Source organism: Caballeronia sp. TF1N1 (assembly GCF_022878925.1).
In the GTDB taxonomy this organism is placed as follows: Bacteria; Pseudomonadota; Gammaproteobacteria; order Burkholderiales; family Burkholderiaceae; genus Caballeronia.
Window position 1 is genome coordinate 360,997 of the sequence record NZ_CP084626.1, and the last position, 23,743, is coordinate 384,739.

Below are 23,743 nucleotides of genomic sequence, written 5' to 3' on the forward strand. Positions count from 1 at the left end.
CCATATAAAAAAGTGACCTTGTTTCTACGATAAACTAGCGGACGGTCTGTAGCTTCGCGCCTCGCTTGAGCAATAGGCGCACTCAACGTTCGAATCACACTTTCACGGAGTCAATATGGCGAACAAAGACGCTGCACCTCCCGTCAACATCGGCATCAACGACGAGGATCGCAAGAAGATCGCCGACGGGCTGTCCCGTCTGCTGGCCGACACGTACACGCTATACCTGAAGACGCATAATTTTCACTGGAACGTCACGGGGCCGATGTTCAACACGCTCCATCTGATGTTCGAGACGCAGTACAACGAACTCGCACTCGCCGTGGATGCCATCGCCGAACGTATTCGCGCGCTGGGCGTGCATGCACCGGGCAGCTACAAAGACTTCGCGCGGCTGTCGACCATTCCGGAAGCGGATGGCGTGCCCTCGGCCGAAGAGATGATTCGCCAGTTGGTACAAGGTCAGGAAGCGGTGGTGCGCACGGCGCGCGAAATCTTCCCCGCGACGGACGCCGCCAACGACGAGCCGACCGCCGACTTGCTCACGCAGCGCATGCAGACGCATGAGAAGACCGCGTGGATGTTGCGCGCCATGCTGGCCTGACGTCTCGGCTTCAAACGCTTGGAAAGCTTCAAACGCTTCGATGAAAAACCCCGTGCGCGGGGTTTTTTTGTGGGCGCAATGCGCGGGCTTGCGCCAGCACGCTGGTCTAAAATAGGCCATCGAACTTTCGCTGCCTCGCCATGCTCGCCCGCCTTCCGCTGTATATGCGCCTCGTGCGCCTGGATAAACCCATCGGCAGCCTGCTGCTGTTGTGGCCGACGCTCAACGCATTGTGGATCGCGTCCAACGGGCATCCTTCGCCAATGCTGCTCGTCATCTTCGTGATCGGCACCATTCTCATGCGCTCGGCGGGCTGCGCCATCAACGACTACGCCGACCGCGATTTCGACCGCTACGTGAAGCGTACAGCCGAGCGTCCGATCACGTCGGGCAAGATCAAGGCATGGGAAGCGGTGGCGCTCGCGGCGGCTCTATCGCTCCTCGCGTTTTTGCTGATTCTGCCGCTCAATACACTCACGAAAGAGCTGTCGGTGTTCGCGCTGTTCGTCGCGGGCAGCTATCCCTTCACCAAGCGATTCTTCGCCATACCGCAGGCGTATCTCGGCATTGCGTTCGGCTTCGGCATTCCCATGGCGTTTGCCGCCGTGCAGAATCACGTGCCCGCGCTCGCGTGGATCATGCTCGCGGCCAACGTGTTCTGGTCGGTGGCCTACGACACCGAATACGCCATGGTCGATCGCGACGACGACATCAAGATAGGCATCCGTACATCGGCGCTCACTTTCGGGCGATACGACGTGTTCGCCGTCATGCTTTGCTATGCCGTGACGCTCGCCATCTATGTGGGCATAGGCGTGGCGCTTGGCTTTGGCTGGGCGTACTGGCTCGGCTGGCTTGCCGCCGCGGCATGCGCCGTCTATCACTACGCGCTGATTCGCGAGCGCGACCGCATGGGATGTTTCGCTGCGTTCAAACATAACAACTGGCTCGGCGGCATGTTGTTCGTGGGAATTGCGCTGCATTACGCGCTGGCTTGATGCGCCGTTAATCTTGCCGACTGGCATCTTTATGACAGTTTTCGGGCCATCGACTGATTGCGCGAAGCCGTCCAATGGCTAGACTCTTGCGGATTTCCGGACACACGTAAAACCGCATGAGTCACATCGAGCGCCCCATCGCCTTCATTCTGGCCGCGTCAAACCATGGCACGCTGATCGTCAATCGCAACGACTTCAACGCCGTGCAGAACACCGTATCGAACTACACCTACGGCGTCGGGCATCAGATCCTCAGCAAGTCCAGCTTCGATCCGCAAGAAGTGAAGTTCGTGCTCTCTCTTCTCGCGCTGCGTCGTCGTTATTTCGGTGACGGCGTATTCGCCATAGACGGCGGCGCGAATATCGGCGTGCATTCCGTGGAATGGGCGCGTCACATGAACGGCTGGGGACGCGTGCTGAGTTTCGAGGCGCAGGAGATCATCTACTACGCGCTGGCCGGCAATCTCGCGCTCAACAACTGCCTCAATGCGCGGGCCAGGCTGGCTGCATTGGGTGAGTCCGTGGGCGAGATCGGCATTCCGCAACCGAATTACTTCTCTTCGGCGAGCTTCGGCAGTCTGGAAATCAGGCCGCGCGAGCACACCGAGTTCATCGGCCAGGCTATCTCGTACGATGCCGCCGCAAGCACGACGGTGCCGATGATCAGTATCGATTCCCTGAAGCTCGAACGCGTCGATCTTCTGAAGATCGACGTCGAAGGCATGGAAATGGATGTGTTGAGGGGCGCGCGCGAGACCTTGCTTCGATGCAAGCCTGCGCTTTTGGTCGAATGGATCAAGGGCAGCGAGAACGATATTCGCGACTATCTGAGAGGCGTTGGCTACGAGACGTTTTATTCGGTCGAACCGAATGTGCTTGCCATCGCCAAGGGTGATCCGCTGCATGCTCATTTGAACGAGCGCGATGGCGTGCTCAATATCGGTTGAGCGAGCTCGCGCGGCGGCGGTGAGCGCGAGCGAATCCTTCAATGCGCGGGTGCGAAGCCCGCGCACCTCGAAAGATTTACGTGTTGCCGTGCCGCCAGTTCCTTTTGTGCGCATGCGAGTTGCCAGTGCACCGCGCACGATTCACGTTTTCACAAGCCGCCCAACTCGTCACCCATCTCCTTCGCGCGCGCCTGCGCCGCGAGCGCGCCACGCACGATGGCGTCCTTCACACCTTCAGCCTCGAACGATGCCAGCGCCGCCGCCGTCGTGCCGCCTTTCGATGTCACCCGTTCGCGCAGCACGCTCGCCGCTTCGCCCGATTGCGCGGCAAGCTGTGCCGCGCCGGTGAAGGTCGCCACCGCGAGTTCGCGGCCCTGGGCTTCGTCAAGGCCGAGTGCGCGCGCGGCTTCCTGCATCGCTTCGATGAAGTAGAACACGTAGGCCGGACCGCTACCGGAAACAGCGGTGACGGCATCGAGTTTCGCTTCGTCGTCGAACCAGACGGAGGAGCCCACCGCTTCCAGAACTTGCGATGCCAGCGCCTTCGCGTCGTCGCTCACGCCCGGCAGCGCGGCGAGTCCGGTCACGCCCATGCCGATCAGCGCGGGTGTATTCGGCATGGTCCGCACGATCTGCGTGTAGCCGTTCAGCCAGCGCGACAGATCCGTCGCGCGAATGCCCGCCGCGATGCTGATGATGGTTTGCTTCGACAGATGCGGCGCGAGCGATTCGGCCACGCTCTTGAGCACTTGCGGCTTCACGGCCAGCAGGATCGCGTCGTAAGCCGCGAGTTTCTCGTCTATGGCCGCGCCCGTTGCAATGCCGAACTGCTTCGCGGTGCGTTCGCGCGCTTCGTCGTTGATATCGACGGCATAGATATCCGCCGGCGCGACGCCGCGCTTGACCAGACCGCCGATGAGCGCCGCAGCCATGTTGCCGCCGCCGATGAATGCAATTTTCATGGTGAAGTAGTCGAGAGTGAAATCAATGCGAATAGTCGCGCGCGCCGAAGATCGCGGTGCCAATGCGCACCATGGTCGCGCCTTCGAGCACGGCGGCTTCGAGGTCGGCGGACATGCCCATGGAAAGCGTGTCGAGATCGAGACCGTCTGCGCGCAGCTTGTTCATGAGTTCGCGAAGGCGCGCGTGCGGCTCGCGTTGCGCGTCGAGTGTGTCGGCGGCTTCGGGAACGGCCATCAGGCCACGCAAGCGCAGGGCGGGGAGCGCCGCGACCGCATGCGCGAGCGCGGCGGCTTCTGCCGGTTCCACGCCGCTCTTCGAAGCCTCGCCGCTCACGTTGACCTGCACGCAGACATTGAGCGCGGGCGTGCCTTCGGGCCGTTGCGCGGACAGCCGCTCGGCAATCTTCAGCCGGTCGATGGAATGCACCCAGTCGAACTGCTCGGCGACGAGCTTGGTCTTGTTCGATTGCAGCGGCCCGATGAAGTGCCACTCGATGCCGCTGCGTAAGTCGGCGAGCGTGGCAATCTTCGCGATGCCTTCCTGCACGTAGTTTTCGCCGAACGCGCGCTGGCCGGCAATGAACGCGGCGCGCACGTCTTCGGCGGGAAAGGTCTTGGAGACGGCGAGAAGCTGCACGGACGCGGCGTCGCGCGAGGCGTCCGCCGCGGCCTTCGCAATACGCTGCCGGACTTCTTCGAGATGTTGAGCGATAGACATGCTGGCCGCCTGAAAAGCAATCCAGCCATTATACGAAGCGCTCAACCGTAAAGCAGATGCTCGAGCAACTGAATCCAGTGCGCGACGGGCGTGGACGTGCCGCTTTGCAAATGCGCGATACACCCGACATTCGCCGACACGATCATCTGCGGCTCGGTCTTTTCCAGCCGGTCGAGCTTTTGATTGCGCAGCGTGTATGAAAGCTTTGGCTGCAGCACCGAATACGTGCCCGCCGATCCGCAGCAGAGATGGCTATCCGCGGGCAAACGCACTTCGAGCCCGAGCGCGGTCAGCAGATGCTCGACGCGTCCGCGAATCTGCTGCCCGTGCTGCAAGGTACACGGCGGATGGTAGGCGACCGTATGCACGCTGCGGCGTCTTGCCAGCGCGATGAGTTCTTCCTCGTACATCGGCAGGATTTCGGCGAGGTCGCGCGTAAGCTCGACGATGCGCGCTGCCTTGTCCGCGTAGACCGGATCGTCGCGCAAAAGGTGCGCGTATTCCTTAACCGTCGCGCCGCAACCCGACGCGTTCATCACGATTGCCTCGACGCCGTTCTCCACATACGGCCACCATGCGTCGATGTTGTTGCGCACGTCGTCGAGCGCTTCGTCGTTGTAGCCGAGATGCAGGCGGATCGCGCCGCAGCAGCCCGCATCCGGCGCGGTGACGATCTCGATGCCGAGCGCGTCGAATACGCGTGCGGTCGCCGTGTTGACGTTGGGCATCATGGCCGGTTGCACGCAGCCGGAAAGCATCAGCATCTTGCGCTCGTGTTTGCGCGTGGGCGCGGCGAGCGGCTTCTCCGGGACGGGAATCTTCGCGCGCAGATTGCGTGGCAGGATGCCGCGGAACTGCTGGCCGAGTTTCATCGCTGGCGTGAAGAGCGTGCTGTTCGGCAGAAAGCTCGCCAGCAAGCGCCGCTGCAAACGCTGGCGCATGGGGCGCTCGACTTTCTCTTCGACCACCTTGCGGCCGATCTCCACGAGCCGTCCGTACTGCACGCCCGACGGACATGTGCTCTCGCAATTGCGGCAGGTGAGGCAGCGATCCAGATGCAGTTGCGTGCTGCGCGTGACCGGCGCGCCTTCGAACATCTGCTTCATCAAATAGATGCGCCCGCGCGGTCCGTCGAGTTCGTCGCCGAGAATTTGATAGGTCGGGCAAGTCGCCGTGCAAAAGCCGCAATGGACGCATTTGCGCAGGATGGCGTCGGCTTCGTCGCCATCGGCCGTGCCGCGGATGAAATCGGCGAGATTGGTTTGCATCGAGGCGCCTAGAAATCGGGGTACAGCCGGGCGCGATTGAACACGCGCGCCGGATCGAACGCCGCCTTCAGCCCGCGATGGATTTTCATCAGCGGCGCGGGCAACGGCGTGAACACGCCCGCATTGCGGTCATACGCGGAACCGGCGCGGAAGATGGTCGCGTGCCCGCCGGCTTGCTTCGCGCTGATACGCACGGTCTGCGGGTCGGTGTCCGTGATCCACCAGCGCTGCGCACCGCCCCATTCCATGAGTTGCGCGCCCGGCAAATGCAGCGGCTCCGCAATGGACGGCAACGCGAGCCGCCAAAGCGCCGAGCGCGGCTGAATGACCGCGAAGAACGGATCGGTCTGCTCGCGCATGCCGATCCAGAAACGGTCGGCTTCGACGGCGTCGACCACCTCGCCGCCGAGCGTGTTGCGCGCGGACTTGACAGCAGCTTCCGCGCCCGCGAGACGTAGCGCGAGCGTGCCGTCGCGCCACGCGCTGCCGGTGATCGGCAAGGGATGACCGCCCCATTCGTTGAGCTTGCGCACGCCGTCCGTTGCATGCATGTCGAATTTGAGCGTGGCTTCGGCGACGGGGCGGGGCAGCACCTTGATCGACAGTTGCAGCATGAGGCCGAGCGTGCCGAGCGAGCCCGCGAGCAAGCGCGCGACGTCATAGCCCGCCACGTTTTTCACCACTTGGCCGCCGAAGTGCAGCACTTTTCCGTGCCCGTTCATCACCACCGCGCCGAGCACGAAATCGCGCGGCGCGCCGGTCCATGCGCGACGCGGGCCGGCAAGTCCCGCCGCGATGCAGCCGCCGAAGGTCGCGTTACGGCCGAAGTGCGGCGGCTCGAAGGGCAGCATCTGCCCGTGCTCCCTGAGCGCGGCTTCGATTTCCGCGAGCGGCGTGCCGCTCTTCGCGGTGATCACGAGTTCCGCCGGATCGTATTCGACGATGCCGCGATGCGCGCGCGTGTCGAGAATCTCCCCTTGGAGCGTCTGTCCGTACCAGTCCTTCGTCCCGCCGCCGCGAATGCGCAGCGGCGTACCGGTCTCGGTGGCGTGTGCAATCCGCTCCGACCAGCCGGCGACGATGTCGTCCTGTTCCATGGGTGTCCCGCTTGATTGATGCTTTTTCTATTCCGTCTCGTCCGGTCGATTGTACCGGGCGCTTAACGCAGCCACAGTCGGACAAACGTGGATAGCGGGATCGCGCACTCGTCAAAAGCGCGGAATCTCCGGGTGCGGCAAAAGCCCGCCGCGAATGTGCATCTTCCCGTATTCGGCGCAGCGCGCGCGCGTGGGAATGCCCTTGTCGGGATTGAGCAGGCCGGGCGGATCGAACGCGCGCTTGACCGCGTGAAAGGCGTCGCGCTCCTCGGGCGAGAACTGCACGCACATCGAATTGATCTTCTCGATGCCCACGCCGTGTTCGCCCGTCACCGTGCCGCCCAGTTCCACGCAGGTTTCGAGGATATCGCTGCCGAACGCCTCCGCGCGATGCCATTCGTCGAGATCGTTGCCATTGAAGAGAATGAGCGGGTGCATGTTGCCGTCGCCCGCATGGAACACGTTGATGCAGCGAAGCGCGTACTTCTGTTCCATCTCTTCGATCCGCTTGAGCAGCGGCCCGATGGAGCGGCGCGGCACCGTGCCGTCCATGCAGTAATAGTCAGGCGACATGCGGCCGGCGGCGGGAAAGGCGTTCTTGCGGCCCGACCAGAACTTGAGGCGCTCGCTTTCCGTGCGCGAAATCTGGATGCGCGACGCGCCGAACTCGCGCAGCACCGCCGTCATGCGGACGATTTCCTCGGCGACTTCGTCGTGCGTGCCATCGGATTCGCACAGCAGGATGGCGGCGGCGTCCAGGTCGTAGCCAGCGTTGACGAATTGCTCGACGGCGCGCGTCGCGGGCTTGTCCATCATTTCGAGGCCGGCCGGGATGATGCCCGCCGCGATGATCGCCGCGACCGCGTTACCGCCTTTGACCACGTCGTCGAAGCTCGCCATGATGACTTGCGCCGTCTGCGGCTTCGGGATCAGCTTGACGGTGATCTCGGTGACGATGGCGAACATGCCTTCGCTGCCGATCAGCACGGCGAGCAGATCGAGGCCGGGCGCGTCGGGTCCGAGCGAGCCGAATTCGACGGCATCGCCGTCCATGGTGACGGCGCGCACGCGCAGTACGTTATGCACGGTAAGGCCGTATTTCAGGCAATGCACGCCGCCCGAATTTTCGGAGACGTTGCCGCCGATAGTGCACGCGATCTGCGACGAAGGGTCCGGCGCGTAGTAGAGCCCGTAAGGGGCGGCGGCCTCCGATATGGCGAGATTGCGCACGCCCGGCTGAACCGTCGCGGTGCGCGCGTACGGATCGACTTCGATGATCTTGCGAAAGCGCGCAAGCGACAACACGATGCCATGACGGATCGGCATCGCGCCGCCCGAGAGCCCCGTGCCCGCGCCGCGCGGCACGATCGGCACGTCGAGGCGCGCGCAGATCTGCACGACGCGCTGCACCTGCGCTTCGGTTTCCGGCAATGCGACCGCAAGCGGCAGACGGCGATACGCCGCGAGACCGTCGCACTCGTATGGCGCCGTGTCTTCCTCGCGAAACAGGAGGCAATGCGTGGGCAGCACCGCCATCAGCGCCTGCACGACATCGCGCTGACGCGCCGCGAGTTGTTCCTCGGAGAACCGCGGCGCGTCCGCATGCGGCAAATTCGGCGAAGTGTCGGTCACGAGTGCGGTCTTGAGCTCGTCGGGTGCGTTCATGTCTCCTCCGGGCGCTCGGCGGCGCTTCGTTCGGTTTGATCGACGCAGATGCTCTTCGTCGACGAATGATTGGGTTACCGCGGTCCATCTTGCCCGCTTGCGGCGACAGCGTCCATTGCCGTCGCCGTGTGCGCGAAATGAAGCGCAAACCGCGCGATTACTGCTCGAACGCGAAGATCTTGCCCGGATTCATGAGGTTTTTCGGGTCGAGCGCGTGTTTGATCGAGCGCATCACGGCGATGGCGTCCTCGCCGTGCTCCTCGATCATGAAGCCCATCTTGTGCAAGCCGACGCCGTGTTCGCCCGTGCAGGTGCCGCCGACCATCAGCGCGCGTTCGACGATGCGGTGATTCAGCCGTTCGGCTTCCGCTAGTTCCTCGGGCTTGGCCGGATCGAGCAGCATGGCGACGTGGAAGTTGCCGTCGCCGACATGGCCGACGATTGGGCAGGGAAGCGGCGAATCCACCAGGTCTTTTTCCGTTTCCTCGACGCATTCCGCGAGACGCGAGATCGGTACGCAGACATCCGTGGTGACGGCGCGGCAGCCGGGCTTCAGTTGCAGCATCGCGAAGTAGGCGTTGTGGCGCGCGTTCCAGAGACGGCTGCGGTCTTCGGGACGGGTCGCCCATTCGAAACCGGTGCCGGCGTTCTCGGCGGCAATGTCCTGCACCGTTTGCGCTTGCTCCTTGACGCCGGCTTCGGTGCCGTGAAATTCGAAGAACAGCGTCGGCGATTCGGCGAGCGTCAGATTCGAATGACGATTGATTGCGCGCACGGCGAGCGAATCGACGAATTCGACGCGCGCAATCGGCACGCCCATCTGAATGGTCTCGATGACGGCGCGTACCGCATCGCCCATCGACGGGAAAGCGCAGATGGCGGCGGAAATGGCTTCGGGCTGCGGATAAAGCCGCACGGTGATTTCGGTGATGACACCGAGTGTGCCTTCCGAGCCGACGAAAAGACGCGTCAGGTCGTATCCCGCCGACGATTTGCGCGCGCGCGTGCCGGTTTTGATGACTCGGCCATCGGCGGTGACGACCGTGAGGCCGAGCACGTTTTCGCGCATCGTGCCGTAGCGCACGGCGTTGGTGCCGGAAGCGCGCGTTGCCGACATGCCGCCGATGCTGGCGTCCGCGCCGGGATCGATCGGGAAGAAGAGGCCGGTGTCTTTCAGCGCTTCGTTCAGTTGCTTGCGCGAAATGCCGGGTTCGACGGTGACCGTGAGATCTTCGGCGTTGATCGAGATGACGTTTTTCATCGCCGACAAGTCGATGGAGACGCCGCCTTGCACTGCCAGCAGATGCCCTTCGAGCGACGAGCCGTTGCCGTAAGGAATGATCGGCGTGTCGTGTTCGGCGCAAAGTCTGACGATGGCCTGCACGTCATCTGTGCTGCGCGCGAAGACGACGGCGTCGGGCAGTTGCGGGTCGAACGGGGATTCGTCGCGGCCGTGGTGCTCGCGCACCGCCTGGGCGGTGGAGACGCGCTCCGCGAATCTTGTGCGCAGCGCATCGAGCAGGGCGGCGGGGAACGGGCGGCGGAAGGCGGTTCGTGCGGCTTCGGCGGGGTGGTTCACGGTGTCTCCGGGGCAGCTTGGGCGCTGCGATTGTTCGGTCGATTTTCGCGGCGGATTCGTCGCGTGTTGCTTATTCGTGCCACTAAACGCTTCAGGCGACGGATCGAGCACGTTGCGTTTTGCGCGCCGGTGCTTAATCGTCGCGCTCGTTGGGCTGCCGCGCTCGGCGTGGTCGAGTGCTTGCTTCACGACTTCCGTCTTATTTTACGCCGATGGGATGGAGGGCGGCAGGCGGGTAAAACCGTGGGACCGCGTGCCTATAATGGGTCGGAGTTTCGGCGCGGTTCAAAGCGTGAACGCGCGTTTCGAGCGATGAATCAACGAGCAAGGAGAAAACGATGGGCAACCGTCTGAGCAAGATCGCCACCCGTACCGGCGACGATGGCACCACGGGGCTCGGCGACGGCCGTCGCGTTTCCAAGGACGATGCGCGGATTGCCGCAATCGGCGATGTCGATGAATTGAATTCGACTTTGGGCGTATTGCTATGCGAACCGCTGCCAACGGACGTGCGCGATGCGTTGACGACGATTCAACACGATCTCTTCGATTTAGGCGGCGAGTTATCGATTCCTGGGCATTCGATGATCGAGGAATCGCATTTGGCGCAGCTCGATGACTGGCTCGCGGAATACAACGGGACGTTGCCGCCGTTGGCTGAATTCATTCTGCCGGGCGGATCGAGAGCGGCGGCAGTGGCGCATGTGGCTCGGACGGTTTGCCGAAGAGCGGAGCGGTCGATCGTGGCGCTAGGGAAAATCGATGAAGCCGGAGTAAACGAATCGCCGAGGCGGTATGTCAATCGGCTGTCGGATTTGCTTTTTGTACTGGCGCGGGTTTTGAATCGCGCGGATGGCCAGAACGATGTCTTGTGGAAGCATCAGCGCGACGCGGCAACCGATTAACCGTGAACAAATAGACAGCGGCCGCTGAGTTAGCGGCCGCTGTCTATATCTTAATTGCCGCCGCCTCGCGCAATGCGCCGCTGTTTAACCGACGCTGCCAATCCTTCGAGTACAGTCACGCTCTCATCCCAGCCGATGCAAGCATCCGTCACGCTTTGTCCGTAAGTCAGCTCGCCTCCTGGCTTGAGGTCTTGCCGGCCGCCAACCAGATGCGATTCAATCATCACGCCGATGATTCGCTCATCGCCGGAGGCGAGTTGCTTGCCAATATCCTCGCACACCGGAATCTGATTCTCGTGTTTCTTCGAGCTATTCGCGTGACTCGCATCGATCATCAAGCGCGCCGCTAATCCCGCCTTGCCGATATCGCTGCAAGCCGCATCGACACTAGCGGCATCGAAATTCGGCGATTTACCGCCGCGTAAAATGATATGGCAATCCTCGTTGCCGGCGGTGGAAACGATCGCCGAATGTCCGCCCTTCGTGACCGACAGGAAATGATGCGGCTGCGAAGCGGCCTTGATAGCATCGACGGCAATCTTGACGTTTCCATCCGTGCCATTTTTAAAGCCCACCGGACAAGACAATCCCGATGCAAGCTCACGGTGAACCTGAGATTCGGTAGTCCGCGCCCCAATCGCGCCCCACGAAATCAGGTCCGCAATGTACTGCGGACTAATCATATCCAGATACTCGGTGCCGGCCGGCAAACCAAGCTCGTTGATATGCATGAGCAATTCTCGCGCAGCCCGCAATCCATCATTGATCTTGAAGCTGTTATCCATGTACGGATCGTTGATCAGCCCCTTCCAGCCCACCGTGGTACGCGGCTTTTCGAAGTACACGCGCATCACGATTTCCAATTCGCCCGCGAAGCGCTTACGCTGCTCGATCAGTCGTCCCGCATATTCCATCGCCGCCTTGGGATCGTGAATGGAGCACGGTCCGACGATCACGATCAAGCGATCATCCATTCCGTGCAGTATGCGATGCATCGACTTGCGCGCGTTGTAAATCAGTTCCGACACGGGTTCGGCGCAAGGGAATTCGCGGATCAGATGCGCGGGAGGCGTCAGTTCTTTCAGCTCACGAATGCGGACATCGTCGGTATTGTGCGGGGGCATTTCTTTTCTCCTGCGTCTCTTTCAATCAAAACCAACGTGTGAAGGGCGAAAAAAAACCGCCAGACTCGCTGGCGGTTTTTCGGGAATTTGGTTTTGCGTACTTACCGTACTTGCAACGACCCCTCTCCATCCGCCAGCGGCTTGAGATGCCAAAAGAAATAAAAATAAAACTTGGCGGTCATGGCTTAAGAGAGAAAAGTCTGTCGCAAAAAATCAGGTAGCTGCTTTTATAACCGCAAACACGCGGCGCTGGCAAGCCTTCCACTCGAAGAACGCGGGAATCCCGCATCGCCGGCCCGTGCAATCGCAAACGCAGCCCGAAGCGACGCGGAAAGCCCGCATCGAAAAACATCAAACCGTGCCGCCCACCGTCATCTTTTCGATGCGCAACGTCGGTTGCCCAACGCCCACCGGCACGCTCTGGCCTTCCTTGCCGCACACGCCGACGCCCGTATCCAGCGACATGTCGTTACCGATCATCGTCACGTATTTGAGCGATTCCGGTCCGCTGCCGATCAAGGTCGCGCCCTTCACCGGATACGTGATCTTGCCGTCCTCGATCATGTACGCCTCGGACGCCGAAAACACGAACTTGCCGTTGGTGATATCCACCTGACCGCCGCCGAAATTCACCGCGTACAAGCCTTTCTTCACCGAAGCCAGAATCTCCTTCGGGTCCTTGTCGCCGTTGAGCATGTACGTGTTGGTCATGCGCGGCATCGGCAGGGCGGCGTAGGATTCGCGGCGCGCGTTGCCCGTCACGGGCATCTTCATCAAACGCGCGTTGAGCGAATCCTGAATGTAGCCCTTGAGAATGCCGTCCTCGATCAGCGTCGTGCACTGCGTCGGATTGCCTTCGTCGTCGATGTTGAGCGAGCCGCGCCGATTCGGCAGCGTGCCGTCATCGACCACGGTCACGCCCTTCGCCGCGACCTGTTCGCCGATACGACCCGCGAACGCCGACGATCCCTTGCGGTTGAAGTCGCCTTCCAGCCCGTGCCCGATTGCTTCGTGCAAGAGCACGCCCGGCCAGCCCGGCCCGAGCACGACGGTCATGGCGCCTGCGGGTGCCGGACGCGCTTCCAGGTTCACCAGCGCCGCGTGCACCGCGTCGTCGACGTAGCGGTTCAGGATGTCGTCGGTGAAATAGCCATAGTCGAAGCGTCCGCCACCGCCGCCCGTGCCGATCTCGCGGCGTCCGTTTTGCTCGGCGATCACCGTGACCGATACGCGCACGAGCGGTCGCACGTCGGCGGCGAGCGCGCCGTCGCTGCGCGCCACCAGCACGACGTCGTATTCACCGGCGAGCCCGGCCATGACTTGCGTGATGCGCGGATCGCGGCCGCGCGCCATCTGTTCGACGCGCTCCAGCAGCTTCACCTTCGCGTCGGAATCAAGCGAATGCAGCGGATCGGCGGGTAAATACAGATCGCGGCCCGACACGCCCGTGAGCGTGCTCGCCGACTTGATTTTGTGCTTGCCGCCGCCCGCCTTGGCGATCGCGCGTGTTGCGTGCGCCGCCTGGCGAATCGATTCGGGCGAGAGATCGTCGGAGTAGGCGAAAGCCGTGCGCTCGCCCGAAACGGCGCGCACGCCGACGCCCTGATCGATGCTGAAGCTGCCCGATTTGACGATGCCTTCTTCCAGACTCCACGCTTCGCTGCGCGTGGACTGGAAATAGAGGTCGGCGTAATCGACGCGATGCGTGAAAATTTCCGCAAGCGTACGTGTGATAAGCCCCTCGTCGAGGCCATACGGCGTAAGCAAAACGTCCTTCGCCGTGACCAGATTCCTAATGCCGGGTTCGATGATGTTCATGCGGTGCCTGTTGCGAGTTCGGTGATATTTCAGACCATTCTAATGGCTGACGGGGTTCGGTCATGTGCGGAGAAAAAATCGCGCTTTCAAGACCGTCGGAAAACCTATTTTCAAGATACTTGGCGCGCGCGTCTCAGCCGATCACGCGATGCCGATACGCCGGCAAGCTCTGTCGCACTGACGCAATGCGCGCCGGATCGATCTGGCCGGCCACGACGCCCGCGCCTTCATCGCGCACGTCGATGATTTCGCCCCAAGGGTCGATCAGGATGCTGTGGCCGAAAGTGCGCCGGCCGTTTTCATGTTTGCCGCCTTGTGCCGCGGCGAGGACGTAGCACTGGTTTTCAATGGCGCGGGCGCGTAGCAAGATTTCCCAATGTGCCTTGCCGGTCGTGTAGGTGAACGCGGAGGGGACGACCATCAACGCGCAGTCGCCCATTTTTCGATACAGCTCCGGGAATCGCAGGTCGTAGCACACCGAAAGGCCGACTCGTCCGAATGGCGCGTCGAAAGTCCGCACTTCGCTGCCGGGGCAGATGGTGCGCGCTTCGTCGAACGATTCCTCGCCTTTCTCGAAATTGAAGAGGTGAATCTTGTCGTAGCGCCCAACCTGCTTGCCGGCGGGGTCGAACACGAGCGTGGTGTTCAATACGCGATCCGGCTCCGCCGACTGCAACGGCAAAGTCCCGCCGATCACCCACACGCGATGCTCGCGCGCCGCATCGGACAAGAATTGCTGGATCGGACCCGCGCCCGGCGTCTCGCGAATGGCGCGTTTGTCGGTGTCCTTGAAGCCCATGTAGCAGAAGTATTCGGGCAGGAGCACGAGTTGGGCGCCGTCGCGCGCGGCTTCCGCGATCAGCCGGCCGGCCTCGGTCAGGTTGCGATCGCGGTCCGGCGCGCTGACCATCTGTAGCGCGGCGACGCGGAAATTCGCGCTTTCGCTCGATTTATCGTTCATATTTTTGTGCGCATTTGCCAAAAAAGGTGACGAAAATAGGGCGGAACCGTGTCGCCTTCACGGAGCGACTGCTGGTACGGCAGCAGGGACAGCGGCGGCGGCAGGTGTTTCGATCTTACCCTGATCGCCCCGCAGGCGCTGAACGACCGGTTTGGACCAGGGACCGGTGATCGAATAGTCGAGTTCGAACGCCTTCTGAATGGACTTCGACAATGCGAGATCGGCGGCCAGCGCGCCCAGACCGAGCAGCGGATTGATGACCGCCGCGCCGATTGCGACCGCGCCCGCGCCGACGGTCGGTATGACCTTAACGTGCAAATCCTGCGTGCGTTGCGGCAGGTCGACGAGTCCTTGCATCTGCACGCGCGCGGGCGATGTGATCATCACCAGATCGTCCGTCCTCGCGATGCCCTGTTCGATATGCGCGTCGCCCGTGACTTTCTCGAACGGCAGTCCCTTGCCGACGACATCCTGAAAATGCAGCGTGAGCAGATTCGCAAGGCTGCGCAAGCTGAAGATGCCGAGCCATTTCGCGGCGCCGGGCGCGCGCAGAATTTGGCCGTGACGCAAATCGACAGCGACGTTGCCATCGAGCGAATTTGGATCGACTGTCGTCGGGCCGCCGTTCCACGCCGCGTGACCGGACACCGTGCCCGCGCCGTGATTGACCGTGCGCGGCAGACCGAAGCGGTCGATCAACTGACCGGCGTCGTTCACGTCGAGCTTGAAGTCGAGTGCCGTGCGGCGCGGAAAGGTGTCGTCGTTCGCGGGTTTCACGGCGGTCGAGACCACGCCGCCCGGCAGCGTGCGCCACGTCGCGTTTGCGGTGAGCGTGGCGTCGGGGTTCGCGAGTTCGAGCTTGTCGAGCGTCCAGACGGGTTGATCGGCGATGACTTCGTTATGCGCATCGACCTGAAGCCGGCCGAGATCGTGCTCGCGATATACGAGCTCGTTCACGATGAGATCGATCGCGGGCATGTTGCGCGGCGGCTTGCTCACGATGCGTTCGTCCGGCGCGTTCGTCGCCGCTATCTTCTCGGGAATGACCACTTTGTCGAGGCGCGCCTGCAATGCGCCCGGACTTCCCTTGAGCGCGCCCGGCGTGAACGCGAGCGTGCCCGTCACCTGATTCGACGCCACGTTCGCCTGCCATTTGCGATTCGCCGGCTCTTCGTTCGCGCCGATCCGCACGTTGTCCCAGCGGCGGTCGAGCAGCTTGAGCGTGGTGAAGCGGATGTCGGCACGCGTCGGGATGAACTGCCTGACCATATCGCTCATCGGTGGCGAGGCGGGCGCGGCTGTATCGGCCGCGGGTGAAGCGCTCGCGGATGCGTTGATATCGGCGATGAACTTGCGCCACGCGTCGGCATCGAGCGTGTTCATATCGACGGATGCCGACACGCCTTCGGCGGGCAACGCCGCCGGCTTGTTCACGGCGATGGCGCCGCGCGCAACCTTCAGCCGGGCGCGCATGTTCATCGGCTCGGCGGGGTTCTGCGGATCGACCGTGACCTGCGCGCGGCCGATTTGCTGCAGCGAGTAATGCGCCTGCACGGGCCCGAACGTGAGTTGCGCGTCATGCAGATCCGAAGGCCCGCCAGGCGCGGGCTGAAAGGTGAACGCGAACGGCATGGGCGTGCCCTTCGCCTTCCCGAACGGCGCGGGCAGATCGAAGCCGATGCCCGTCAGATCCGAACTCGCCTGCACGACAGGCAACGCGTTCTTCACGCCATGCACGTGCGCCTGATACGGCGCGGAACCGTCGATGCGCTTCAGGAACTGCGCGACCTGCGGCGTGATGCGCGTGTTCAGACGCTGTGCCGCGTCCGCGCCGATGCGCCCGTTCACATCGAACGTGTAGCTGCCGTCCGGTTGCACGCCGCCTTTCGCGCGCACGTCGCCGCCGAGCAGTTGCGCGTTCAGTCCGTCGAGCGTCACGGTCTTCGCCGCGAAATTCGCCTTGCCGCGCAGATGTTCGAGCGGCGGCAGATTGCCATAAGCGACTTCGTTGTCTGCGAACGTGAGCGAGCCTTTGTATTCGGTGCGAAGCGGCGGCGCGGGCGGCGGCGGCCGGAATCGCGGAATGCCGAGCGTAAGCGCGAGCGCGGCATCGCCTTTAGCTTGCAGTTTGCGCGTGGCGTGCTTGGCCATCAGGCCGAGCGAACTGTCGTCGACATACTGAAGCATGTCCGAGAGCGGTCCGCGTGCTTGCCCGTCGATCCACAGTTTCGATTCGCGGTCGCCGGTATCGTCGATTCGCCCGCTCAGATTCGATACCTTCACGCCACGATAATGTCCGCGCTCGACATCGAAGCGCAGTTTGTTTTGCGCGAGCTTGAACGTGCCGTCGATCCCGTCGAAACCCGGCCAGATGCTCGGCATGCCGTTGGCGAGTTTGCGCGGCGGGAACGGCGTCGGATCGAAACGGCCGCCGGTGAACGGCGCCTCGATGCGAAACACGCCCGCGTCCGGCGCCTTCGCATACGGGAACTTGGTGAGGTCGCCATGCACTTCGAGCACGCTGTTGCGCGCCACGCCCGCTTGCAGCGCATGCCCGAGATAGACGCGCACGCGTTCGTTGAGACTCGTCGGCAGATAGCGCACGAGCCTTGTGACCTGCATGTGCGCGATCTTCGCCTTGAGATCGAGATTGCCGCGCCCGTGGCCCTGATTCCAATATGAAGCAGTGACGTCGCCTTCGGCATCGGCGTTCTTCACACGCAGCGTGTCGAGGTGAATGGTGAATGCGCGGCGCAATTCGCCGGGCGCGATTTCATCGGCGACGGTCCAGGTTGCGTGGCCTTGCAGCGTATCGAAGGTCAGACGCGGATCATCGAACGCGCCGGGAATGGTGATGGCCGCATTTTTCGTATCGATGTCGATAGCGCCTTGCGCCTCGTTGGCATCGACATGACCCCACAGATTTTCGATGCCCGGAATGCCCGCACGCGGATGGTTGTTCACGGTAAGTCCCGGCGGCGGTTCCTGCGCCTGCACGCTGATGCCCTGCAAGTCGGCCTTGAGCGTGAAGTGCAAGAGCTTGGCGTCGCCTTTTTCGTGCTGCTGCTTTACCTCTTCTTCATTGCGCGGCGCCGCGCGCTCCGTGTAGATCGAGTAGTTCGCAATCTGCCCGCGCGGATTGAAGCGCACGAGTTCGTTGAGCACGCGCGGCGGCACGGGCAGCGCCCGCACGAAGTCCGCGAGGATGCCGAGATCGACGTGATCGCCCGCGACGCGAAACATCAATCCCTTGCCAACCGATCCCGGCCGGTACGTGCCCGTGAGCGTATGCGCCGCCAGAAGACGCGCGACCGGCGTGCCGTCCGAGAGCGCGGGCTGACCGAGTTCGGCATGGATGTCGGACAGATTCAGCGTGTAGGCCGTGTCGTTCTTGTCGATGGTCCAGTCGAAGCGCGCAATCGGCAATTCGAGGCGCGGCTGGGTGGCGCGCACGCGCAGCGCGACGTTGCCGCCGTTTAGATCGCCGCCTGCCTTTTGCAACTGGCCGCGCGCGAAGTCCACCCAGATACGGTTTTCGACGCGGCCATCGTAGATCTGAAAAGGCAGCTTCACGTAGCGGCCGAGCGTCGGCAGGTCGAGCGGCCCGGTGGAAACGTAGAGACGTCCGGTCCAGTTCGCGGGTGCGCCCATCGCGGTGAACGGCTCGTGGCGAAAGTCCGCGCGCACATCGAGCGGGCCGTGCAGCACGTCGCCGTCGGCGGGTGCATCGAGTGCGAGCCGATGCCGCAAGCCGTCGTTGAGGATGGTCAGTTGCAGGCGCTTGAACGCCACTTCGGGCGCGTCGCGTTCGGCATCGCGCCAACGCAGCGTGCCGTCGCGCAGACGAATGCGGTCTTGTCCGAGCAGCCAGTTCGTGAACGCACCAGAACCCGTGCGATGCGTGGGAACAGGCACGCCCGCCACGGTCAGTTCACCCTTGGCATTGCGCGCGACGATGACATCGGGACCATCGACGGTGAGATCGGCAAGCTTCGGCCGAAGATGCAGCAGCGAGCCCCACGCGATGCTCGCGCGCGCATGCGGCACCGCCACGCCGGGCGATCCGTCGGCGGCGTCGATACGCAGATTGTCGATCAGAAAGGTGGGTTGCGAACCCGCCATGACCGCCGTGATCCGGCCGATATGTAGCTGCGCGTGAATGCGCGAGGAAACGAGTTGCTCGATGCGCGGCCGGAACGAATCGACCTGCGGCAACACGATATAGCGCAGCGCGAGATAGATGCCCGCAACCGCGAAGTACACCACGGCCGCGAACACGAGAACGATTTTGAAGACGCGTGAAAGCACGCGCTCGGCGTTGCCGCTGGGCTGGGCTTGTCCAACTTCGGTCGGGTCGACGGATCGTCTGCTGTCGGACATGCTGCGGCTAGTCGGCGATATGGTAGTTTTGCGTGTTTGACGCTGCAATGTAACACAGGGAAAAGCGGGCAAGGCTTGGCCGCGCCGCTCTGGAAAAGTCTCTCGGAGCCGCTTCGGATAAGCCTCGCGGACCATTGGTTCAAACCGCTTCGCTGCCCGTGTACGATCAGCATCTGTACCAAGCAACGAGCGAGCCTACCCTTTCATGACCGACGCGAAACTCCTCAGTTCCAGCTATTCCAACTACGCGTCGCGCGCTTATTCGGCGCGTCCGGAACTAGCCTCCGATGTCGCCCAGTGGGCAAGGACGCCGATCACGCGGCAATGGATCGAAGCGCGCCTCGACGCTCATTGCGTGCCGTGCGTCGAGACCGGCACGCTCGATGAAGCCGCGCTCAAGACGGCGTTGCGCCGCTTACGCATGGAGGTTTTCTGCACGGCGATGGAGCGCGATCTAGCGGGCACGGCGGATGTCGCCGAAGTCACCGGCGCAATGACGGATCTCGCCGAAGTAACGATCCAACGCGCCATCGCGGTACTCGCGGCCGACCTCGAAGCGCTCTTCGGCGAGCCGCGCTCACCCGAAGGCGAACGGCTTACGCTCGGCGTCGTCGGCATGGGCAAGCTTGGCGGGCGCGAACTGAACGCGTCGTCGGATATCGATCTGATCTTCGTTTATGAAGACGATGGCGAAACCGCCGGCGGCAAGCGCTCGCCGCTCTCGGTGCAGGAATTCTTCACACGGCTCGGGCGGCGCGTGATCGGCGCGCTCGCGGAGATGACGCAAGACGGCTACGTGTTTCGCGTCGACATGCGGTTGCGTCCCAACGGCGATTCGGGTCCGCTCGTGTGCAGTCTCGGCATGCTCGAAGAGTATTTCTATGTGCAAGGGCGGGAATGGGAACGCTACGCGTGGATCAAGGGGCGCGTCGTCTCGGAGACGAAGAGCGATGCCGCGCGCCGTCTCGTCAAACAACTCGAAGCCATTGCGACGCCTTTCATCTATCGGCGATACCTCGACTACGGCGTGATCGCCGCGATTCGCTCGCTGCATCTGCAGATTCGGCAGGAAGCGCGGCGGCGCGCGTCAATGCGTCCCGACAAGGCCGACGACATCAAGCTCGGACGCGGCGGTATCCGCGAGATCGAGTTCAGCGCGCAGGTTTTCCAGTTGATTCGCGGCGGACAGGCGGCGGATTTTCGCATTCGTCCGACGCTCAAGGTGCTCGAACGCGCCGCCGCGCACGGGCTGATCGCGCAGAACGTGTGCGACTCGCTCACCGACGCGTATCTGTTTCTGCGCACGGTGGAGCATCGGCTGCAGTATCGCAACGACGCGCAGACGCATGCCATGCCGGTTGCCGACGACGAGCGCGCGTTGCTCGCGTCATCGCTCGGATTTGCGGACTACGCCGCGTTGATGGACAAGCTCGATGCGCATCGCGAATTCGTCGAACAACAGTTCGATGCCATCTTCGCCGACAAGATCGGCGGTGAAAACGGCTGCGGCGTGTCGGACGATTCGGCTGCATCGTGGATCTGGAGCAGCGCGCTCGCCGACGATTCCGCGCAGGAAGAACTCGCCGGCCGTCTGTCCGAACTCGGCTTCGCGGACCCGGCGCCGGTGCTCGCGCGTCTAACGGGCGTGTGGAACTCCACGCGTTACGCGAGCCTGAACGAGCACAGCCGCGAGCGCTTCGACGTGGTCGCGCAGCGCGCGCTCGAAGTCGTGCAGTCGATCGATGCCGCGCGTCGCGGCGATGTGATCGCGCGGCTTTTCGACTTGCTCGAAGCCATCGGCAAACGCGGCGCGTATCTCGCGCTTCTGACTGAATATCCGGCGGCGCTCGAACGCGTGCTGTCCGTGTTGTCCGGCTCGCGCTGGGCGGCGGGTTATCTCATTCGCCATCCGCAATTGCTGGACGAATTGCTCGATGACGAAGCCATTGCCAGCCCGTTCGACTGGGACGGGTTCAAGCGTTCGCTGCTCGCCCGGCTTGCGGCAGCGGAGGACGCGGAGCATCAGATGGACCTGCTGCGTCACGCGCATCAGGCCGAAGTGTTCCGCATTCTGCTGATCGATCTGGCGGGACATCTGTCGGTGGAACATGTGAGCGACCGTCTGTCCGAACTCGCCGATGCCGTACTCGACGTAACCGTGCAGACGGTTTGGCGGCAGTTTCCGAAGCGGCATCGCGATACGCCGCGCTTCTCCGTCATCGCGTATGGAAAGCTCGGCGGCAAGGAACTGGGTTATGCGTCCGATCTCGATCTGATCTTTCTCTACGACGATCCCGACGATTCGAACGACAGCGCCGCCGACATTTACGCGATGTTCGCGCGCCGTCTCATCACGTGGCTCACGGCGGCGACCGGCGCGGGCACGCTGTTCGATGTGGACTTGCGTCTACGGCCGAACGGCGAATCGGGTTTGCTGGTGACGAGTCTGGAGTCGTTTCGCCGCTATCAGATTCGTGAAGGCGATGCCGCGAATACCGCGTGGGTCTGGGAGCATCAGGCGCTTTCGCGCGCTCGCTACAGCGCCGCCGACGCCGAGATCGGCGCGCAATTCGAAGCCATTCGCGCGGACGTGCTGGTGATGGAGCGCGATGCGGCATTGCTTGCCCGCGAAATCGTCGCGATGCGCGAGCGTGTGGCGGCGGGGCATCCCAATCGCAGCGAATTGTTCGACCTGAAGCACGATCGCGGCGGGATGGTGGATATCGAGTTCATCGTGCAGTACTGGGTGTTGCTGCACTCGCGCGAGCATCGCGAGTTCGTGCGCAATGCGGGCAATATCACCTTGCTCAAGATCGCGGCGCAGAGCGGGTTGATCAGCGCGGACGAAGCGGAAACGATTGGCGCGGTGTACCGGCACTACCGCAAGCTGCAGCACACGCTGCGGCTCGATGGAATGGAGAAGGCGCGCGTCGCGCCGGATGCGGTAAAGGGCGAAAGGGAAGCGGTGACGGCGTTGTGGAGACGCGTGTTCTCGATTGCCGAGTAAGGTGGAAGGCGGCGCAGCGTTTTTGCGCCGCCTCGTTCGCCCGCGCCTCAAGCCGCGAGCATCTCCTTTGCATGCTTGCGTGTCGTCGCCGTGATTTCGATTCCTCCAAGCATCCGCGCCACTTCTTCGATGCGTTTCGACTTGTCGAGCGGCGTCACCGTGCTGACCGTGCCGCCGGCATCGTCGGAAGTTTTCGCCACCTGGAAATGCTGATCGCCGCGCGCCGCGACTTGCGGCAAGTGCGTGACGCACAGCACTTGCCGGTCGCGTCCGAGTTGATGCAAGAGCCGTCCGACCACTTCCGCCACGCCGCCGCCAATGCCCGTATCCACTTCGTCGAAGATCAGCGTGGGCGTCGGGCTCGCGGTGCTCGCGATCACGGCGAGCGCGAGGCTGATGCGCGCGAGTTCGCCGCCCGATGCGACCTTCGCGAGCGGCCGTAACGCGACGCCAGCGTGGCCCGCCACGCGAAACTCGATCTGTTCCAGCCCGTTTGCGCCGCCTTCCGCAAGCGGCACGAGCGCGACTTCGAAGCTGCCGCCCGCCATCGACAATTCCTGCATGCCTTCGGTGACTGCCTTCGACAAAGTCTTGGCCGCTTTCGCGCGCGCCTTCGACAGCGCTCTTGCATCCGCGAGATAAGCGTCCTTCGCTTTCTCGGCGACGGCGTTGAGCGCGTCGAGGTCCGCGGCGGCATCGAGTTCGGCTAGCTGGCTGCGGCGCGCTTCATGTTCCTCGGGCAGCGCTTCGGGCTGAAGGCGGAACTTGCGCGCCGTCGAGTGAAGCTGATCCATGCGACGCTCGACCTGCGCGAGCCGGTCAGGATCGAGTTCGAGGCGCTGCGCGTAGTGCGAAAGCGAGTACGACGCTTCCTGCAACTGAATCTCGGCGGGTTCGAGCGAGGCGAGCACGTCGCTCAACGCGGGATCGATATCGGCCAGATCGCGCAGCTTCGTGATGATGGCGGCGAGTTGGGAAATCATGGCTTCGTCGGATTCGGACAATGCGGACAGCGCGCTTTGCACGCCGTCGATGAGACTTGCCGAGTGCGAGAGCCGATGATGCTCCGCGCTCACTTCCTCCCATTCGCCCGGCTGCGGCGCGAGCTTGTCGAACTCGCTCAACTGCCATGCGAGACGCTCGCGTTCCAGTTGCAGTTCGCGGTCGCGGCTTTGCGCGGCTTCTACGGCCTGCTGGGCCTCGCGATACGCACGCCACGCGCGACTCACGGTGCTCGCTGTGTCGACGAGACCGGCGTGCGTGTCGAACAGTTCGCGTTGCGCGTCGGGGCGCATCAGCAATTGATGCGCGTGCTGGCCGTGGATGTCGACGAGCATTTCGCCCACTTCGCGCAGTTGCGTGAGCGTGGCCGGCGTGCCGTTGATGAACGCGCGCGAGCGGCCGCCGGAATCGATCACGCGGCGCAGCATGACGGTGTCGCTGTCTTGCGAGAGCGCGTGCTCGTCCAGCCAGCGCGCCACTTGCGCGTGCGTGGTGAATTCAGCGGTGATGTCGGCGCGCGCTTCCCCCGTGCGCACGACGCTCGCGTCGGCGCGGGCGCCGAGCGTGAGCGCGAGGGCGTCGATCAGGATGGATTTGCCTGCGCCGGTTTCACCCGAAAAAACCGTGAAGCCGGAGTCGAACTCGATATCCAGCGCGGCAACGATGACGAAGTCTCGAATGGAGAGATGACGGAGCATGGACGCTTGG

16 protein-coding genes are annotated in these 23,743 nt (G+C 63.1%); 5 read left to right on the forward strand and 11 right to left on the reverse strand.

The genetic code is table 11. The features are described from left to right. Positions 1 to 115 precede the first annotated feature (115 nt). From LDZ28_RS01740 to LDZ28_RS01750, 3 genes are all read left to right on the forward strand, one after another. Positions 116 to 604 carry a Dps family protein gene (locus LDZ28_RS01740; RefSeq protein ID WP_244827024.1) on the forward strand — a complete coding sequence of 163 codons (489 nt, stop codon included), beginning with the start codon at positions 116 to 118 and terminating at the stop codon, positions 602 to 604. 140 nt (positions 605 to 744) lie between these two features. Further along, entirely contained in the window at positions 745 to 1,602 is an 858-nt protein-coding gene (gene ubiA / locus LDZ28_RS01745) for a 4-hydroxybenzoate octaprenyltransferase (RefSeq protein WP_244827025.1), read from the forward strand. 116 nt (positions 1,603 to 1,718) lie between these two features. Then, positions 1,719 to 2,549, forward strand: coding sequence for an FkbM family methyltransferase (locus tag LDZ28_RS01750; RefSeq protein WP_244827026.1), 831 nt, complete (start codon positions 1,719 to 1,721; stop codon positions 2,547 to 2,549). 149 nt (positions 2,550 to 2,698) lie between these two features. Here the strand turns inward: LDZ28_RS01750 and proC are convergent, their stop codons facing one another. From proC to LDZ28_RS01780, 6 genes are all read right to left on the reverse strand, one after another. Next, positions 2,699 to 3,511 carry a pyrroline-5-carboxylate reductase gene (gene proC, locus LDZ28_RS01755; RefSeq protein WP_244827027.1) on the reverse strand — a complete coding sequence of 271 codons (813 nt, stop codon included), beginning with the start codon at positions 3,509 to 3,511 and terminating at the stop codon, positions 2,699 to 2,701. Between the two features lie 22 nt (positions 3,512 to 3,533). After that, positions 3,534 to 4,229 carry a YggS family pyridoxal phosphate-dependent enzyme gene (locus LDZ28_RS01760; RefSeq protein WP_244827028.1) on the reverse strand — a complete coding sequence of 232 codons (696 nt, stop codon included), beginning with the start codon at positions 4,227 to 4,229 and terminating at the stop codon, positions 3,534 to 3,536. 41 nt (positions 4,230 to 4,270) lie between these two features. Next, a complete protein-coding gene (glcF, locus tag LDZ28_RS01765) occupies positions 4,271 to 5,497 on the reverse strand; it encodes a glycolate oxidase subunit GlcF (RefSeq protein WP_244827029.1) in 1,227 nt (408 codons plus the stop codon). A gap of 8 nt (positions 5,498 to 5,505) precedes the next feature. Then, entirely contained in the window at positions 5,506 to 6,594 is a 1,089-nt protein-coding gene (glcE, locus tag LDZ28_RS01770) for a glycolate oxidase subunit GlcE (protein ID WP_244827030.1), read from the reverse strand. Positions 6,595 to 6,705: 111 nt separating this feature from the next. Further along, positions 6,706 to 8,259, reverse strand: coding sequence for an FAD-linked oxidase C-terminal domain-containing protein (locus tag LDZ28_RS01775; protein ID WP_244827031.1), 1,554 nt, complete (start codon positions 8,257 to 8,259; stop codon positions 6,706 to 6,708). 157 nt (positions 8,260 to 8,416) lie between these two features. After that, positions 8,417 to 9,838 (reverse strand): FAD-binding oxidoreductase, encoded by a 1,422-nt coding sequence (locus tag LDZ28_RS01780; RefSeq protein WP_244827032.1) that lies wholly within the window; start codon positions 9,836 to 9,838, stop codon positions 8,417 to 8,419. Positions 9,839 to 10,176: 338 nt separating this feature from the next. On the opposite strand from LDZ28_RS01780, the gene LDZ28_RS01785 reads away from it, so the two are divergent. Further along, entirely contained in the window at positions 10,177 to 10,743 is a 567-nt protein-coding gene (locus tag LDZ28_RS01785) for a cob(I)yrinic acid a,c-diamide adenosyltransferase (protein WP_244827033.1), read from the forward strand. A gap of 50 nt (positions 10,744 to 10,793) precedes the next feature. Here LDZ28_RS01785 and aroG read toward each other — a convergent pair whose 3' ends face one another. From aroG to LDZ28_RS01805, 4 genes are all read right to left on the reverse strand, one after another. Beyond that, positions 10,794 to 11,867, reverse strand: a complete 1,074-nt coding sequence (gene aroG, locus LDZ28_RS01790) for a 3-deoxy-7-phosphoheptulonate synthase AroG (protein ID WP_244827034.1) — start codon at positions 11,865 to 11,867, stop codon at positions 10,794 to 10,796. A gap of 351 nt (positions 11,868 to 12,218) precedes the next feature. Next, positions 12,219 to 13,685: a metalloprotease TldD gene (tldD, locus tag LDZ28_RS01795; protein ID WP_244827035.1), complete on the reverse strand. Its 1,467-nt coding sequence runs from the start codon at positions 13,683 to 13,685 to the stop codon at positions 12,219 to 12,221. A 133-nt stretch (positions 13,686 to 13,818) separates the two neighbouring features. Continuing rightward, positions 13,819 to 14,646, reverse strand: coding sequence for a carbon-nitrogen hydrolase family protein (locus LDZ28_RS01800; RefSeq protein WP_244827036.1), 828 nt, complete (start codon positions 14,644 to 14,646; stop codon positions 13,819 to 13,821). A gap of 57 nt (positions 14,647 to 14,703) precedes the next feature. Then, the gene (locus LDZ28_RS01805; RefSeq protein ID WP_244827037.1) at positions 14,704 to 19,026 is read right to left on the reverse strand and encodes a YhdP family protein; all 4,323 of its coding nucleotides are present in this window, start codon (positions 19,024 to 19,026) and stop codon (positions 14,704 to 14,706) included. 205 nt (positions 19,027 to 19,231) lie between these two features. Between LDZ28_RS01805 and glnE the strand changes: the two genes are divergently transcribed. Then, positions 19,232 to 22,033 carry a bifunctional [glutamate--ammonia ligase]-adenylyl-L-tyrosine phosphorylase/[glutamate--ammonia-ligase] adenylyltransferase gene (glnE, locus tag LDZ28_RS01810; RefSeq protein ID WP_244827038.1) on the forward strand — a complete coding sequence of 934 codons (2,802 nt, stop codon included), beginning with the start codon at positions 19,232 to 19,234 and terminating at the stop codon, positions 22,031 to 22,033. Positions 22,034 to 22,080: 47 nt separating this feature from the next. Here the strand turns inward: glnE and recN are convergent, their stop codons facing one another. After that, positions 22,081 to 23,733, reverse strand: a complete 1,653-nt coding sequence (gene recN / locus LDZ28_RS01815) for a DNA repair protein RecN (protein ID WP_244827039.1) — start codon at positions 23,731 to 23,733, stop codon at positions 22,081 to 22,083. Positions 23,734 to 23,743: the final 10 nt, after the last annotated feature.